The sequence below is a fragment of the Neobacillus mesonae genome (genome assembly GCF_001636315.1).
GTDB classification, from domain to species: domain Bacteria; phylum Bacillota; class Bacilli; order Bacillales; family Cytobacillaceae; genus Neobacillus; species Neobacillus mesonae.
The window spans coordinates 2,028,257-2,045,017 of the sequence record NZ_KV440949.1; the positions used below are offsets into that span (position 1 = coordinate 2,028,257).

General features: G+C 43.1%; 11 protein-coding genes. 1 reads left to right on the forward strand and 10 read right to left on the reverse strand.

Annotated features, from left to right (window positions below; translation table 11 throughout):
• Positions 1–184: 184 nt before the first annotated feature.
• From A6749_RS09730 to A6749_RS09765, 8 genes are all read right to left on the reverse strand, one after another.
• On the reverse strand, positions 185–1,006 hold the full coding sequence (locus A6749_RS09730; RefSeq protein WP_066388706.1) for a carbohydrate ABC transporter permease: 822 nt from the start codon (positions 1,004–1,006) through the stop codon (positions 185–187).
• Complete coding sequence (locus A6749_RS09735) at positions 1,006–1,971, reverse strand: carbohydrate ABC transporter permease (protein ID WP_066388711.1); 966 nt, start codon at positions 1,969–1,971, stop codon at positions 1,006–1,008. The genes A6749_RS09730 and A6749_RS09735 overlap by 1 nt, the downstream gene beginning before the upstream one ends.
• Positions 1,972–2,029: 58 nt before the next feature.
• The gene (locus A6749_RS09740; protein ID WP_066388712.1) at positions 2,030–3,310 is read right to left on the reverse strand and encodes an ABC transporter substrate-binding protein; all 1,281 of its coding nucleotides are present in this window, start codon (positions 3,308–3,310) and stop codon (positions 2,030–2,032) included.
• A 105-nt stretch (positions 3,311–3,415) separates the two neighbouring features.
• Positions 3,416–4,948: a response regulator transcription factor gene (locus A6749_RS09745; RefSeq protein WP_084797754.1), complete on the reverse strand. Its 1,533-nt coding sequence runs from the start codon at positions 4,946–4,948 to the stop codon at positions 3,416–3,418.
• The gene (locus tag A6749_RS09750) at positions 4,942–6,399 is read right to left on the reverse strand and encodes a sensor histidine kinase (RefSeq protein WP_066388713.1); all 1,458 of its coding nucleotides are present in this window, start codon (positions 6,397–6,399) and stop codon (positions 4,942–4,944) included. Before A6749_RS09750 ends, A6749_RS09745 begins: the two co-directional genes overlap by 7 nt.
• On the reverse strand, positions 6,399–7,391 hold the full coding sequence (locus A6749_RS09755) for a sugar-binding protein (RefSeq protein WP_066388721.1): 993 nt from the start codon (positions 7,389–7,391) through the stop codon (positions 6,399–6,401). The genes A6749_RS09750 and A6749_RS09755 overlap by 1 nt, the downstream gene beginning before the upstream one ends.
• 259 nt (positions 7,392–7,650) lie before the next feature.
• A complete protein-coding gene (locus A6749_RS09760) occupies positions 7,651–12,864 on the reverse strand; it encodes an Ig-like domain-containing protein (protein WP_066388722.1) in 5,214 nt (1,737 codons plus the stop codon).
• A gap of 227 nt (positions 12,865–13,091) precedes the next feature.
• Positions 13,092–13,709, reverse strand: coding sequence for a cell wall hydrolase (locus A6749_RS09765; protein WP_236719647.1), 618 nt, complete (start codon positions 13,707–13,709; stop codon positions 13,092–13,094).
• A gap of 359 nt (positions 13,710–14,068) precedes the next feature.
• Between A6749_RS09765 and A6749_RS09770 the strand changes: the two genes are divergently transcribed.
• Positions 14,069–14,875, forward strand: coding sequence for a prohibitin family protein (locus A6749_RS09770; protein WP_066388723.1), 807 nt, complete (start codon positions 14,069–14,071; stop codon positions 14,873–14,875).
• Between the two features lie 134 nt (positions 14,876–15,009).
• Here A6749_RS09770 and A6749_RS09775 read toward each other — a convergent pair whose 3' ends face one another.
• A complete protein-coding gene (locus A6749_RS09775) occupies positions 15,010–16,497 on the reverse strand; it encodes a sodium:solute symporter family protein (protein ID WP_066388728.1) in 1,488 nt (495 codons plus the stop codon).
• A complete protein-coding gene (locus A6749_RS09780) occupies positions 16,494–16,691 on the reverse strand; it encodes a DUF3311 domain-containing protein (protein WP_066388733.1) in 198 nt (65 codons plus the stop codon). The genes A6749_RS09775 and A6749_RS09780 overlap by 4 nt, the downstream gene beginning before the upstream one ends.
• Between the last annotated feature and the right edge of the window lie 70 nt (positions 16,692–16,761).

Below are 16,761 nucleotides of genomic sequence, written 5' to 3' on the forward strand. Positions count from 1 at the left end.
GAACTCACCTCATCTGTGGGGGACAGAGGGACAGGTCCCCCGTCCCACATGCCAATCCCTATCATCATAGCTATCTAAATTAGACGAAGTGGTCCAATTTCCTTGTGACAACTTTGAGAACAATTCCGGGGGAAGGGACTACGGCGGGACAAGGAGCCTGTCCCTTTGTCCCCCCGTCCCCGCCTCACCCCTTCACCGATCCGGCGAGCAGTCCTTTGACGAAGTATTTCCCCAAGAAGATGTAGACGAGTAGTGTTGGGAGGGCGGCGAGGAGGGCGCCGGCCATTTGGACGTTCCATTGGACGATTTGGCTTCCTGATAGGTTTTGCAGGGCCACCATGATGGGCTGCTGGTCAGAGGTTGTGATGGTCACAGCGAATAAGAATTCGTTCCAGATGTTTGTAAATTGCCAAATGGCGACTACCACAAATCCCGTAATCGATAACGGAAGCATGATATGCTGGAAAATGCGCAAAAAACCCGCTCCATCGATTTTAGCCGATTCAATCATTTCATCCGGGATCCCAGCATAAAAATTGCGAAACATCAGGGTTGTAATTGGCAGACCATAGACCACATGAATAAAGATTAAGCCCGGAATGGTATTGTACAGCTGAACCTCACGCAAAAACTGAATCATTGGAATTAAAATACTTTGATAGGGAATAAACATTCCAAATAGGATTAACGTAAATAACGTATTAGACCCTTTAAATTTCCACTTCGATAACACATAGCCATTCATCGCCCCAAAAAAAGCAGATAAAAGCGTCGCAGGCACGACTAGGTAAATCGAATTTAAGAAGTTCGGGGCTAATTTTTCAAAAGATGTGGCATAGCTGCTAAAGTCAAGCTGTGTCGGCAGCTTCCACATCTCGCTAAGTGTCACCTGATCGAGTGGTTTTAAGCTTGTGACCACCATAACGTAAATCGGCATTAAGTAAAACAAACTTAGCGCAATTAACAAAAGGTATAAAATCGGCACGGTTACTCTTCTGGCCGTCATCAGGATTCACCCCTTCGACTTGAAATGAGATAAGGAACAATAAAGACGGCCACCGAGAGCAGCATGATGATGGCAATCGCGGCACCACTTGCGTAATAATTGCCCCGGAATGTGGTTTCAAACATGTAAACACCTGGGACATCCGTCACAAAGTTGGCACCCGGTCCAGACATGGCATAAATTAAATCAAAGATTTTAAGCGAAATGTGCGCCATGATAATCACGACACTGACCGTAATCGGCTGTAATAATGGCAGAATAATTTTTCGATAGATTTGAAATTCAGTAGCTCCGTCCATTCGGGCCGCTTCACGAACCTCATCGGGAATCCCCCGGAGCCCCGCTAAATACATGGCAACGGAAAACCCCGTCATCTGCCAAACCGCCGCAATGACGACGGCAATAATCGCAGCGGGAACCCCAAATTCAATATGCCCCCATTTAAATCCAGCAAGTATATTCGTATCGGTATACCACTTGGATTCAAGGCCCATTTTTTGCAAAAATAAGTTAACGCCTGTGGATGGGTTTAACAGCCATTGCCACACCACCCCTGTGACGACGAAGGATAAGGCCATTGGAAAAAAGAAAATATTACGGAATACAGACTCGCCGCGCAGTTTTTGATCGAGCAAGACCGCGAGTAACTGGCCGATAATGATGACAAAGCCAATAAAAAGAATCGTAAAGACAACCGTATTTCGCAAATCGGATTGGAAACGAAAATCATTGAATAGATAGATATAGTTTTTCAGGCCTGCGAATGAAAGGTCTGGGACAAGGCTGTTCCAATTGCTAAGTGATACATATCCCGTCCAAGCAATAAATCCATATACAAAAATGGCAATTAGAATAACGGATGGGAGTAAAAAACCAATCGCAAGCAGATGGTCTTTTGTCAATTTTCTCTTTCTTTTTACCGGCAGGATTACTTCCGACTGCGTTTGGTGCACAGTTTCCACCATATGCCCCCCTTTAGGAAAAAAAGAGGAAGAGAGTCACTCCATCCTCTTTTTCACTATTTTATTTTAATTCGGCTGATGCTTGTTTTAATGAGCCAATAAATTGATCAACATCTTTTTGTGTAACAAAAATGTTAATCGCCTGGTTGACCTTTGTGACAAATCCTTCTGGTGCCGCCGAACCATGCGCTAAGCTTGGTGCGAGTTTGGCTGTTTTGAAATCTTCGATGGTGTCTTTTCCATATTGATCATATATTGATGGGTCGGCATCTACCCGGGCTGGAATCGATCCTTTCAATGGATTAAATACATCCTGACCTTCAACTGAACCAAGTAATCCTAGGAATTTTTTCACATCATCAGGATTTTTAACACCCTTTGGCAAGCCAAATGTATCCGTAATAATCATGAAATAACCATCTGTTCCAGGTGTTGTAATATAGCCAAAATCTTCATTTACTTTTAATTTCAAATCATTGACGAAATAGCCTTTTGCCCAGTCACCCATCACGTTCATGGCAGCCTCGCCATTTGACACTAACTGAGAAGCATCCTGCCAATTCCGGGAACTGTGGTCTTCATTAATATAGCCCAGCATTTTCTTGAAAATTTCCGCAGATTCTTTCACCTTGGCATCGTCAAATGCAAGCTCACCAGTCCAAAGCTTGCCGTAATCATCAGGTCCTAATACGCCAAGAAGAATATCTTCAAAAAGCATGGTCGCTGTCCATGGCTCTTTATCTCCTAAGGCAAGCGGAGTAACACCTTTCGATTTAAGCTGATCAGCCACTTTGAAAAATTCATCGAAGGTTGCAGGCGGTTCTACACCATTGTCTGTAAAGACCTTTTTGTTGTACCAAAGAACATTGCCACGGTGGATATCAACCGGTACAGAATAAATCTTTCCGTCTTTGCTCACCATATCGATTAATTCTTTTGGAAATTTATCATTCCAGCCTTGCTCATCGTATAAATCATTTAACGGTTCCATTTTTCCAGCAGCTACCCAGCCATCATTAAGCTCGGCTCCTCCATGAACCTGGAAGGTTGCGGGCGGATCATTACCCTGCATTCTGCTCGCTAGAACAGCCTTTGCATTCGTACCAGCTCCACCTGCAACAGCTGCATTTTCAATCGGAATATCTGGATACTTTTCTTGAAATAAAGCAATTAAAGCTTTTAATCCATCCTCTTCCCCAGCGCCAGTCCACCAGCTAAAAATGTCTAACTTGGTTTTTTCATTACCTTTTTTACTGTCACCGGAGCTTGATTTTGAATTACATGCCGCCATTGAGAACACGAGTATGAATAACAAGCCAATAATGGAAAGCTTTTTCTTCATCCAAATTTCTCCCCCTTTGTAATCGTTATCATAATAAATGTAACACTTATCATGATGAGCCGGCGGGAGAATCATCTTCACTATTTTGCAAATATTAGGACATTTTTAAGGCATCGCCCTTTTTCGATATTCACTTGGAGATAATCCGGCTTGCTTCTTAAACACTCTGCTAAAATAATTCGGGTCCTTGTATCCGACCAGATAGCAAATTTCCTTTAGGCTTTTTTTAGGGTTGAGAAGGGCTCTTTTCGCATGGTCAATCCGAACCTCCGTTAAGTAATCGATAAAACTGATTCCAAGCCGTTCTTTAAATATTTTGCTAAAATAGTATGGACTCAGCTCACTATATTCAGCCACTTCTTCCAGTGTCAACACATCCTGGTAATGAGCGTCAATATATTCCTTTGCTTTTACCAGCACACCTTTGGAATGGCTGTTCCGCCATGAATGAACAAATTGAACAAGCCTCGTAAGCTGAAGTTTCGCTTCCTGCCATAAGGCTTCATTCGTCTGACAGTCATGAAAGGTGCCTTTCCGTTGATAATCGATTCCAAGTTCCTTGAGCATGTGAGCGGCAAGAATAAACATCTCCTCCGCCCTTTTGACATTATCCTCAAGCTCCCTCTGATTGTTTACAAATTGCGGAAAATAATATAAGGCTTGTGTAAGATCACCTTGGCGAATACTTTCCATCAGTTGTTTTTCAATCTGAGAGGTTTCTGCCTCCAATGGCGGATTCGCTTGTTTTGGCGCAAACCCATATTGTTGTTTTTTATTGGCCAAGAGGGCGTGGACTGCAATAGCCGCCTCATGAAATGACTTGGAAAGGTCCTGGACGGATGGATAGGAATGACCAATTCCAGCATATAGAGTGGCTTTTTTCACATGATGTTGAAAGACATGAACGATGGTTCGAATGTGCAGCTGCATCCTATCTTTTTCCATCGTCTCTTTTGTAAAAAAAAGCACAGGGACCTGTCCGTTTTCCATGTTACCAACAATCACTTCGCGGTTTGCCTTTTCTTTTACCACCATTTTTAAAGTAGAATAACAGCTGTCTATCACATTCTCTGGGGCATGAAAATGAAAGATCACTGCATAGCCAGCATGGACATGAAACCCAAGCAGTTCACTCCAATCCTCAAATTGAATATTCTGGATTTGATCATATAATAAAGAAGCCACCCATTTGGTCTGCGCCAATGTCAGCGCTTTGTCAAATTGCTGCTTCAATTTCACGATTTCTTGATTTGAACTTTTTTCGGCCATTATTTCCGCACGGACCCTTTCGATCGCTGCAATCAGATCCTGTTTCGAGCTTGGCTTTAAGAGATATTCTTTTACACCTTGACGCATGACTTCTTTTGCGTATTCAAACGTATCATAAGCAGAAATCATGATGAAACGGATGTTGGGATCTATGCTTCTAATTTGTTTCACCGCTTCTACTCCGTCAATTCCCGGCATTTTAATATCCATTAATATGAGATCCGGCTTTGTTTCCTCGGCCACTTCAATGGCAATGCGCCCATTCGCAGCCTCCCCTACGATCGAGATTTGCTCCAGATGATCCTGGATGATTTTTTGCAATGCTTTTCGCTCGAGCATTTCGTCGTCAACAATCACTATTTTTAACAAGTTACATCCTCCTCTATCGGCAGTTTCAGGCGAAAAGTGGTTCCTTCGCCCAATTTTGAATGGATATCGACCACATCCTGTTTACGATAAAAAAGCTGCAGCCGTCGAATGACGTTTTTTACCCCAATCCCGGTGGAATGTCCTTTGGCATTTGCTTGGAAGCTGCCTTCCTCTTCCAACCCTTGAGTAAAGGCAAGCAATCTTTCTTTCGTTACCTCCTCCATTCCCATCCCATTGTCAATGACTTCCACGATGACGCAATTTTCTTCGCGGTAGACAAGTAAGGAAAGCTCAGCACCTGCTTCATACTCCTCAATTCCATGAACAAAAGCATTTTCCACAATCGGCTGCAAGGTTAACGAGGGAATGGGGATCGATAAACACGACTCGTCAATCCGGGTGGTAAAGTGGATCCGGTCAGAAAAGCGCGTTTGCTGAATGAAAAAATATTCCTTGACTACTTTCACCTCGTCCCTTAACGTGGAGGACTTGTTTAAATCGCCTAAATTATAGCGGAGCAGGGTGGAGATTGATTCAATCAGTCTTGATGTTTGATGGGCATCCTCTAAAAAGGCCATTTTGGAAACAATATTAAGCGTATTAAAGAGAAAGTGCGGGTTAATCTGACTTTGGAGGCTCTTCAACTCCATTTCTTTTAACAGCTGATCTAGCTCTGATTGCTCTTTTATTTCATCTACTAAGCTCCGGATATTTTCTCGCATCTGATTGAACGTTTTTGTCAGCAGTCCCAGTTCGTCATTTGTCGTAAGCTTGACTTGCTCGCCGGCAAAATTCCCACTGGCAATCTCTCTTGCCGCAAGGGATAATCTCGTAATCGGCTTGGTAATGCCTCCCGATAACAAGACAGCAAGCAAAACACTTAATAGAATCGTGGTACAAAATAAACTAAGCCCCATGAGTTTAAAGTAATGATTTTGACTGCTCATCCGCTTATAAAAATCTTGGTAGGAAGTGAGCTCATTGTTTAAGATGGATAGGGTAGATTCCTGGATAAATTGCGATATTTTCGTTGCTTCATTCAAATGGGCTGAGTACAGATTGATCTGCTCCTTTTGAAATTGGTCGACCGTTAAAACTGATTCCTCTAGGAAGCTATCAATCATTTTGTCATAGTTGAGGATCATAGGATTGGTCGTGCCATCCATTAATTCAGGTTGAATTCGCTTTTGCTGCCGAAGCAATATTTTTTTCTCAAGCTCATATTCGATCAAATAGTGCGGGTCTTTGTCATTGATGTAGGCATTTAATTTTCCCATGACACGATTGGTTTGTTTGGAAATATCATTTAATAACAGAAACTTCTCGAAACTCTTATCATATTCCGAAACGATTTTTTCGCTGCCTTTGTAAAGAAAGAAGGTAAAGGCGATGAGAAGAATGACAAAAATAGAAAAGTAGAGTAATAATTTCGTGCGTATTCGAAAAAACATTATCGTCTCACCTCATAATTGCGCTCTGGTACCAAGGGTAAATCCTTTCGATAAACGACTTTTGTTTCGGTATAGATGGAGTTGGCTATACGTTTTCCCTCTAGATGGGCAATCATCATTTTGATTGCCTGATAGCCCATTTCATATGGCTCCTGAACAACCGTCGCCTCGATTACCCCCTCTTTTAAATAGGCAATCGTTTCAGGAAGGACGTCAAAGCTAATGATATACGTACTGTTTTCACGATGAAATTGCTGAATGACCTTTGCAATCCCGATTCCATCCAGGGCACTTGTTCCAAAAAAGGCATTCACCTCCGGATGTTCCTTTAAAATCGTATATGTTTTCTCAGCTGCTTGTACTCTCGAAATATTCGATTCTTCTATCGCTATGACCTTGATTCCTTTGTAGTTTTTCACTGCGTCTTTGAACCCTTGGACGCGCAGTTGTTGATGACTTGCTTCAAATCTGCCAGTAATGATTGCCACATTCGCCTTTCCTTTCAGATCCTTTGCCAAGGCAAGCCCAGCAATAAAGCCAGAGTAATAATTATTGGTGCCAATATAGGCAATCCGATTACTTTTCGGTGCATCAGTATCGATGGTGATCACGGGAATCCCTTGTAAGTCAATTTTATTAATGAGCGGGGTAAATTGCTTTTCATTTAATGCTTGTGTCAACAACCCATCGACCCTTGAGGCAGCAGACCTTTCTATCGTTTTGATCTGCTCTTTAAGGTCTGCTTGTGCTGGTCCCACATATTCGAGAAGAACATGATGTTCCTTTGCTGCATCCTTCGCTCCCTTTTCCACCAAACGCCAGTAGTCATTATCGAGTTCCTCAGGTACGAGCACAAAATGATAGTCGTATTTTTTAGGAGGAATCGGCTTTGACTGCGCCTCAATAGATAACACTTTAAAGGTGAAGTAGATAGATAGGGTAACGCTTACACTTAACAGAAGAATACAGCTGCCATACAAGAACCTCTTCATCCTTTAGACACCTCCTTGATTGGGACAGGGGGACAGGTCCTCTGTCCCTGGAATTTGAACGGGGACACGGAGCCTGTCCCTGTGTCCCGCCTGTGTCCCGTTTTTTCTTATTTTATTACTTAATGGTATTTTTTTCACTAGCACTTTCCAATTTCATCAATACTTTCCACTCATTCTTAAATGAAGAAAAAGAGCTAAGCGTGATGCTTAGCCCTTGTCATTTCACGTGGGGGGGACAGGGAGCCTGTCCCCCTGTCCCTTATTTATAATGAATACTATAGATCTTCACTTTCTTGCCGTCCTCGGATTTGGCGATGACTTTTGCTGTGGATGGGGAGGTTACAGCTGGTACGATTGTTATACTCGTTTGATCCTTCGACTTTACATTGATTTTCGGCAGCACCTTTGCATCGCCTGCATCAATGGTGACTTCATAGTGATCGCCTTTTTGTTCGAAGTCATTAAGAACTGACTTCCCTCCGACCTTAATGTCCGTCACCTCTGGTTCGCTGCCTGCCTTTGGCCATTTTGAAAATACTTTGATCTCGGTGATAGCTAAGCTTTTGCCGGCTTGTGCCGTCATTTTCACTCGAATCGCAGATGTTTTCACCCGATCAAAGCTATAAACATTCGCCTTACCTAATGCCGGAGAGGCTGGATCACTTTTCAGGCTGGTGACTTCCTTCCAGCTATCACCGGATTTATACTCGATTTGGAAACGCTCAGGATACGAGGTTCCATGATCCGCGAACCAGTGGATCTCCATGCTATCGACATCATATTCCATTGGCTCATAGTCTCCAAAAGTAATAGAAACCCAGTCCTCTGTACGCGGTACCGGCTGCCAGTTCGTCCAGCGATTGTGCGGATTAGCCTCGTACGAGATCACGTCATCATTAATCGCCTCGATTCGATCGTTGGATCCTGGGCCATTGTTGGTAAAGGAAGCTTCAGCCTTCGGGTATTCATAGCCATTTTTAGCCCGGCTGATATTCTGCTCGCCGCCGACTTCATCGGTTACTCTAATAGTGGCTGTTGCTTTCAGCTTCACTCCATTTACCGTACCTTTGACCGTAAATTCACCGACATTCTCGAGTTCCTCCTGCGGGATTTCCTCCCACTTAACCGCTCTTTGTTCTTCTGCTCCGTCACTATAATAGACTGTAACCTTGCCAGGCAGCTCAGGCATTTGCTTTAACAGCACAGCCATTCTAATATCCTCAACAGCAACGGCACCTTTTACAATCACCTTTGCTTGGGCTTTTATGTCTGTCCCTGCCACCGTGCCTGAAACGGTAAATTCGCCTAGCTGCTGGTACTTAGACGGATTGATTCGTTCCCACTTTACCTTAACCTCCCGCGGGATTCCCCGGTTATAATGGGCCACAACCGTATCCGGAAGCTCCGGAGCTTCTCCTTTTTTAACAACAACCGTGACAGGCTCTAAGCTCTCAATGTATTTCGGAGCAGGGTTTTTCGCGATCGTAAACGTAACTGCTGGTGTTGTGACACTCACACCCTTATACGTCACCGTCGCTTTCACCTCAACCTTTCCTGCTTCCAGCGCATACAGCTTATTGCCTTCGATTTTCACAATCTGCTGGTCAAATTCATATGTCGGCTGGCTGTCGGTCACATCGATCTTTTCCTTGCTTTCAAAAAGACCGATTACCTTCAGGTCAATGACATCGTCCTCTATGAGATTCGTCTTGTCCACAGTTAGCTCTGCGGAGACGAGCTTTGGCTCCTCTGTAGATACTCGAATACTGTACTCAGAAGTTATCTTCCCATCCTCTGAGGTCACAAATAGTTTAACGGTTCCTGGATACGAGAATGCCGGTAAAATCGTGACAGTTGCATTGTCGGCAGCAGCTGCTTCAATTTTAGGAAGCTCGCTTCCATATGGCAGTACTAGTTCGTAATTCTTTTTAGCTGGGTCAAATCCTTCTAACGCTTTCCCATTAACAGTAATATTTTCGAGTTTCGCTGATGCACCCATCGCAATCTGATCGGCGTAAACCTCCGCTTCTGTTAAAGCAAGGAATTTCCCTTTCACAGATGGGGTCAGATGGAATTTCATCTTATCCGTCTCCACTGCATCAAACCTAAGTTTATTTTTCTCTACCACATATGGCGATGGCTGTGTTAGATTCTCGACATCCTTCCACGCCGTTCCATCCCAATATTGGACCGCTGCCTTTTCCGGAACCACCGTGCCGCTGTCGGTAAAAACAAATAAATCTAAGTTATCGATCACATGCTTCTTGCCAAAATCAACCGTAATCGAGTCACCAGCATCACGCGGCGCTCTTGTCCAGTTCGTCCAGCGGTTGACCGGGTTATTATTATAGCTCTTGATTCCATCGTTTAAATGCTGCAGATTGTCATCTGGATTGGTAAAAGTAGCTTCGAGCTTTGGATAAGCTGAACCCTGCTCCTGCAGCATAATATTCACCGATTTTACTTCATTTGTCACCCTGACATAGGCTTTGGCCTTGAGGTCTGTTCCCTCGACGCTGCCCTCGACGACAATCTGCCCCTCTTTTGCAAGCTTGTCTGAAGCAATCTCATCCCACGTAACAGCTGCTGCCTTGGTCGTTTCATCACTGTAAAGAAGTGTGGCTTTTTCAGGCAGAACCGGCTGTACGCCAACCTTTGTGGCTGTTGAATAAGGCTTGACTGCGACAATTCCTTTGACAATGACAAACGCCTTTGCCTTAAGCGAGGTTCCCTCGACACTGCCTTCCACTGTAAATTCACCAACAGTGCTGTATTGCTTTGGATCCACCGCATCCCAAGTCACTTTTTTCACAGCAGCACTCTCGTCGCTGTAATACACCTTGATTTCTGAAGGAAGCTTTGGTGCTTCATTGACATCAACAGTAAGACGAACATCATCCATCCCGGCTGCGGTCTTTTGATCATGATCCGCTGGCGTAACCGTAAATACGCTCGTGGAATCACTTGAAAGTCCTGCTACTGACGCATGGACCGTCATTTTTCCAGAAAGCTTGCTTGATTGAACAATCGCCAATGCTTTCCCGCTGAAAGCCTTGCGCTTGTTGTCCTTGTATCGCTCTACACTGGACGCGTTTCCGTTATCTACTCCGGCCAATTCCCCTTGGCCAGTTACATTAAATTTAATCAGATGATCGGCATTCGGAACAACGATCCCTTTACTATCGACAATTTCTGCTGTAATAAACGATAAATCAGTACCGTCCGCCTTGACCACCTTACGATCAGCCATTAATCTGACAGCAGCTGGCTCACCGGCAGTCACTACCTGATCGCGGGCGATCACTTTGCCGTTTTCATCCTTGGCGACGGCTTCTAACTTGCCCGGTTTAAATGGGACGGCCCACTCCAGATAGGTTTTTCCATCCTTTGTTTCCTTGTATGATGCTCCCCAGGAGGTTTGTTTGTTTTCATAGCCCTTCTCCCCTAACGATTCACCATTTAGGAAAAGTTCAACCTTACTTGCATTCGTATAAGCTAAGACGCGGACCTTTTCCCCTTCCTTCCAGTTCCAGTGCGGCAACAGGTGGACCATAGGTTCCTTTTTCCATTGGCTTTGGTAATAGTAGAAAATATCCTTTGGAAAACCAGCCGTATCAACAGCACCAAAATAGGAGCTTTTTGCCGGATAGGAGTTGTAATATGGCGTTGGCTCGCCAATATAATCAAAGCCGGTCCAAATAAATTGCCCTGCAATATGCTTCAGGTCGCGGTCATATTTCCATGCGTCTTCTGCTGTTCGTCCCCAGCCGACATAGTCATTGTCATAAGAGGATTGCTGTAAATCCGGATACTTGGTGCTTTGGTTATTCTGGTACGGGTGCGTGTAAACACCTCGCGAACGGGTTGCCGAGGACGTTTCTGATCCGTACAGCTTCCAGTTCGGATTCTGCTTGTGGTAGCCGTCATAGTTGTTCTCGCTGTAGTTCAGTCCGACCACATCGACAATATCAAAAATTTCCTTGATGTAGCGGTTGATCGGGGTAACATTCACCTTATCCCCCCGGGTTTTATCCTCACCAATCGTTGTCGGCCTTGTGGTGTCAATTTCCTTTACCCAACGCACTAAATTTCGTGCTGTTTCCACCCCGGTGGCATTGGTCGTATCATAAATTTCATTACCGATCGACCACATGATAATGGCTGGTTCGTTTTTGCCCCGGTCGACCATTTCCTTAATGTCGTGCTCCGCCCATGAATTGAAGAAGCGGCCATAGTCATAGGTTTTCTTTGACTGGGCCCAGCTGTCAAAGGCCTCTTCAACAATGAATAGCCCCAATTTATTGGCTGCCTCCAGCAGTTCAGGTGAGGCCGGGTTGTGGGTAACCCTGATAGCATTGACCCCCATATCCTTCATAATCTGCATTTGTCTTTCCACACCGCGTGCATTCGTTGCCGCCCCAAGCGCCCCTAAATCATGGTGCATCGAAACGCCATGCAGCTTCATATACTCTCCATTTAAGGAGAAGCCTTCGTTTTCATCAAATTTAAAATACCTGGCACCAAATTTTGTTTCGTACGTATCCACCGTTTGACCGCCAACGATGACTTCCGTAACAAGCCTATATCGATAAGGCTTGGAAATGCTCCACAGCTTTGGTTGCTTGATGACTGTATTTTGTTCGAAGGGAGTCACCGTGCCGGCTGCAGCTGCTTTTTCCTCCGATTCCACTGTCTGAACGGCGTTTCCAGCCTCATCGTAAATGGTTGACTTAATCTTTACCTGTTTCGTTTCGACAGAATCATTGCTGATTTTCGTCTTGATGTTGACATCAGCTCTGTCTTCTTTTATCGTTTTCTCTAAATTGGGTGTTGTCACAAATGTTCCATACCGTGCCACATGAATAGGATCGGTCACCGTAAGATAGACATTTCGGTAAATCCCGCTACCAGAATACCAGCGGCTGCTCGGCTGGGTGTTATTGACTTTGACAACAAGGACATTTGGCCTGCCATCTTTATAAAGTTTATCGGTAATGTCATAGGAAAAGGCATTATAACCAAACGGATAGGTCCCCAGCATTTCCCCATTTAGATAGGTGGTACTGTTCATGTAAACGCCATCAAAATCAAGCGAAATCCGTTTTCCCTTCATTGATTCCGGAATCGTAAAGGTTTTTCGATACCAGCCGATTCCGCCGTCCAAATAACCACCTTCATGTGTGGCAAGCGAATTTTTATTAAAATCTAATTCAATACTCCAATCATGCGGCAGATTCAATTGCCGCCAGGAGGAATCGTCAAAGCCGGGATTCTGTGCTCCGGCAATACTCCCATTTGTTTCTCGTTGAAACCGCCAATTCTCGTTAAAATTCATTCGTCTCTCTCCATCATAGTTCACACTGTTTCCCGCTGCCGAAGTCGTTTTCGACATGGCTTGTCCCTGTATAGGGACTTGAAAGCTTGATAGAATCAGTGCTGTAATTAAAAAAACGCAGCTAATCGCTTTCTTCACTCTACCACTCCTTTTTAGATTGTTGTATTTTTAAGCCATAATTTACACTATCACGAATATTCAAAAAACTGACTGGATTTTATCTGCATTATTTTTTGATAATCTGAACTATTTTGCTGATAGTCAAACAGTAGCACGCCCTTTTTCCTGTTTGCGGGACAGGGGGACAGGTCCTCTGTCCCTGAAATATGAATAGGGACAGGGTGCCTGTCCCCCTGTCCCCATCTTTACTTGGCAAATAAGTGGTTTCCTATTCTAAGTACTGTCTGCCTTGTGAAAATCCACTGATTGGTGGCTAGGACTGGATTATAATAATAAACTGATCCGTATGTAGGGTCCCAGCCTTTTAAAGCGTCAATGACTGCTCGATATGAATAGAAATCAGGGGTCAAATAATATTGACCATCATTGACTGCTGTAAATGCATTTGTCTGGAAAATAACGTCATATGTACTTTTAGGAAAGCCAGGTGCGGATAGACGGTTCAAAATAACAGCAGCCACCGCAACTTGACCGATATATTGCTCTCCTCTGGCTTCCCCATGGACAACTCTTGCCATCATTTCGACATTATTTAATTTTCGCTTAGTCTGAGGTCCAAAGACTCCAGTTGAAAGGACTCTAGTATCCAGTTGGAATTGTCTAACCGCCTCCGCCGTAACAGGCCCATAATATCCCGTTGGCTGAGAAGTAAAGTAACCCATTTGCCTTAAACGATCTTGTAAGTTATACACTTCTTGTCCTTCGCTTCCATTCTGTAAAACTTCTTGAGCAAAGATAGAGTTTGGTAAAAGAACCATGAAACACATAAACGCCATCAACGAAATTTTTACATTCAACCTCAAAATACCACATCCTTCAACATTTTATTTTAATAATCACTCTACCATACTAAAAAAATATAGTACTGAGGCGAAATTCTCTATTTTTAACTATTTTTCCATGAATAACAAAATTCTACAAAAATAATTTAGGTCCATAGTCTGGCATTTTTAATATAAAAATCTTCGAGTACTTTTGTTCTCGGTAAATGGTTGTTATCAATAAGTCGAAGATTAACTATTCATGCAAATTAGCACCTACAATCGGGAGCTTTTTGATAGTTTTATAAAGATTACTTAACCGAGGGCTGATTTTAACCGGGGCATAGTTGTAGGTAAAGATTCATAGAGATGTATAGACAATAAGGATTGGGGGCGTAAGTATGAAGTATAAAAAGTATGTAATAAGTGGTGTGATTGTAGCGGCTGCTCTTATTTTGGGGCTTGCATCTGTTACAACAGTTCCCTCCGGCTACAGGGGAGTTCTATTGCAGTTAGGCGCTGTTAAACCAACTATATTCGATGAGGGTATTAATTTCAAAATTCCATTTTTGCAAACAGTGCAGCCGATGGAGGTACGGGTGCAGAAAGAGGAAAGTTCACAAACTGCAGCTTCCAAGGACCTTCAAATTGTTACAACTAATGTAGCTGTCAACTATTCACTTGAACCGGGTTCTGTCAATAAATTGTATCAACAAATCGGCATGGATTATCGGTCCCGCATTGTAGAGCCTGCCATTGCAGAAGCGTTAAAGGCAATCACTGCCAAGTACACAGCAGAGGAACTAATATCGAAACGCCCCGAGGTTTCAAATGAAGTAAAAAACATGTTGACTACAAAGCTATCCAAATATTATATGAAACTAGAGGATATCAATATTAAGGAATTTGCGTTTAGCGAAGAGTTCAATAAAGCCATTGAATCGAAACAAACTGCGGAACAAAATGCTTTAAAGGCCAAAAGAGATCTAGAGAGAGTCAAAATTGAAGCACAACAGCAAATTACACAAGCCAGTGCCGAAGCCGAAGCATTAAGGTTGAAAAAACAAGAAGTCACTCCGGAATTAATCCAATTGAAACAAATTGAAGTTCAGCAAAAGGCTGTGGAAAAATGGGACGGTCACCTACCAAGTGTCACGGGCGGTGCAACGCCATTTATAGACTTTAGCACACTGGAAAAGAAAAAATAGAACATGATATAAGGCGCCTGCAATATTCGCAGACGCCTTTAGTGTTCTATTGTTCAAGAAACCCGCCCATAGTGCGCGGGTTCTCAGTTTTTTTACTTCGATGCGTTTTCTCAGGATAAAAACCAAATCTATTGTTAGATAACTTTTGCGGAAGGTAAATTTTCTCCACCTTTTTCCCCACTAACAAGAGATTTTTTTGTAAAAAAACTTACGGTAAACATAACCACAATATTTGCAGCAAGCGCAATGATTCCAATATTTAAATCTTGGATGGTACTTGGAAGAGTTGGAAATAGACCTGCCATGGTTGTTTTTGTAAAAGTAACATAGACAACGATTGCTACGCCAATGAACATCCCCATTCCGGAGCCATATTTGGTGATATTATTTTTCTTTCTTAAACTTAAATACAAGGAAGGCGCCATTTGTGTTATTAAACTAAATGATGTCAAATACAATGTAGCCAATGTACTGCTGTCACTCATCGAAAAGAAAGCACAAAGGATGGACAATACCACAACAAATCCTTTTGCAGTAACTGCTTTGCTTTTATCAGAGATATCGGATTTTAAAGGTTCAATCACGTTTGTGGTAATCATGGTGGCAGCGGACATTAACATCATGGAACCTGGTACGAGGGTAGCAAGTAATCCAGTTGCCCCAATAATTCCGACAAACCACGGATCAAACGTTTTAATCGAAAGCTCTAATAAAGCTAAATCTCCTTTTTCTAGGCCTGGAAGTTCAACCATTGCCGTAAAGCCAACAAAATAAACAAATAATACCATGAGTGCATAAATCGGAAGCAGGACGGCGTTTAAACGGAAAGCCTTTTCATTCTTTGATGCGTAGATGGTTGGCGCATTATGTGGCCACATAAAGTAGGCAAATGCGCTAATCGCAACCGTGGAAATAAACCATGGGACGCTTAATCCTTTCGCAGGAAGTGTTAGTGCGTGCGGTTTCACTTCATTCACTGCATGGAATAATCCCCCAATGCCTCCAAAGTAATGAAACGGTAAATAAATTCCCAAGAATAAGATTACAAAGAATATTAGGAAATCTTTAACGGTAGATGTCCAAGCGGAACCATGGATTCCCGATACCATAACGTAAACCAGTAAGGCAATCATTCCTACCCAGATGGCAGCAGTAGAAGGAATAGCACCATAAGAAGTTGCAGCAACGAGAATTCCCATGGACTTAAATAGAATGGTAATATACGGAATCAATGCAACTACCCCTACAATTGCAACAAAAACTCCGAGACCTTTACTATTATATTTTTTCGAGAAGAACTGAGATTGAGAGACGACGTTGTTTTCTTTTGCGTATCTCCAGATCGGAGGCAAAATCCAGTAGGATGTAATGGTTCCTAAGGCTGTAAAAGCGAGCAGATAAAAGGCCGCCGCTCCGTTATTAAAGGCTAGACCGCTGGTTCCGAGCAATGTGAAAACGGAATAGGTTTCACCCGCTAATAGTAAGAAGACAAATACTCCACCAAACCCGCGTCCTCCTACCGCCCATTGCTCCATCCCCATATCTTTACCGCGTTTAGCGAGGAGACCTAACACAATACTGACAACTAAGAATAAACAAATGATAAATAATGCCGTATTCATTGTCTCTCCTCCTTATTAATCGGATCTAGTCGATAAATAATGAACATAATAACCGAACATAGAACTGCCCAAGTAATAATCCAGAATAGGAAGAATGGTATTCCCAACACATACGGCTCCACTTTATTCACGAAAGCCGCTCCCCCCAGTATGGCGATAAAAGGCAATAAGGCTAATAAATAATATGGCTTCATCCTTTTCATCTCCTCATTCATTTTTTATATTTTTATAAACCACCCAGATGACGGCTTCCGCCATCTGAAT